General features: G+C 71.1%; 1 protein-coding gene. It reads left to right on the forward strand.

The genetic code is table 11. The features are described 5' to 3' along the window. Positions 1-77 precede the first annotated feature (77 nt). Positions 78-812 (forward strand): DUF222 domain-containing protein (locus ABEA34_RS24105; protein WP_345524339.1); only part of this gene is annotated, 735 nt, incomplete at its 3' end.

An 812-nucleotide genomic window follows, 5' to 3' on the forward strand; every position in this document is an offset into this window, starting at 1 on the left:
TTCCGAAAAGTCCACATCCCGGACAAAACAAGGGTTCTGAGCATCCCACTGTCGGTGGCCAGTGCTTGGCTAGAACCATGACCGCAGCACCCACCACCACACCACCGACCGGGTCCGTCGACCCGGCCGACCTGGTGCTGACCGCGGTCGCGACCAACCTCAAGGCCGTCATCCAGGCCGAGGTACGCCAGCTCCAGATGGCCGTCTGGTGGGCCGAGCTGCACCCCGGCGACAAGGTCGACCTCGCCATCCCCTGGGCCGACCGCGACCTCCAGGTCGCCGGCGACGGCGCCCCCACCATCGCCGAGTTCGCCATCGCCGACTTCGCCCTCACCGCCGGCATGTCCACCGACGCCGGCCGCCACTACCTCGGCGACGCCCTCGAGACCTGCCACCGCCTCCCCCGCCTCTGGGCACGCGTCATCGCCGGCGAGGTCCGCGTCTGGAAGGCCCGCAAGATCGCCCAGTCCACCCGCTCCCTGCCTCCCGACGGCGCCGCCCACGTCGACCGGATCCTCGCCCACGTCGCCCACACCTGCTCCTACGCCGAGATCGAGCGCCAAGTCACCAAGGCCCGCGCGCAGTTCGACCCCGCCAAGGTCGAGGCGGACCGCCAAGCCGCCTCCGACCGCCGCTACCTCCGCATCCGCACCAAGGACCTCACCGACAACGGCCTCGTCCACATCGACGGCCTCCTCGACCTCCCCGCCGCACTCGCCCTCGAGTCCGCCATCAGCGACCAGGCACACGCCCTCCTCGCCACCGACCCCACCCTGCCCCTCGACGTACGCCGAGCGATGGCCGCCGGAATG

Origin of the sequence: Nocardioides conyzicola (assembly GCF_039543825.1) — a bacterium.
In the GTDB taxonomy this organism is placed as follows: Bacteria; Actinomycetota; Actinomycetes; order Propionibacteriales; family Nocardioidaceae; genus Nocardioides; species Nocardioides conyzicola.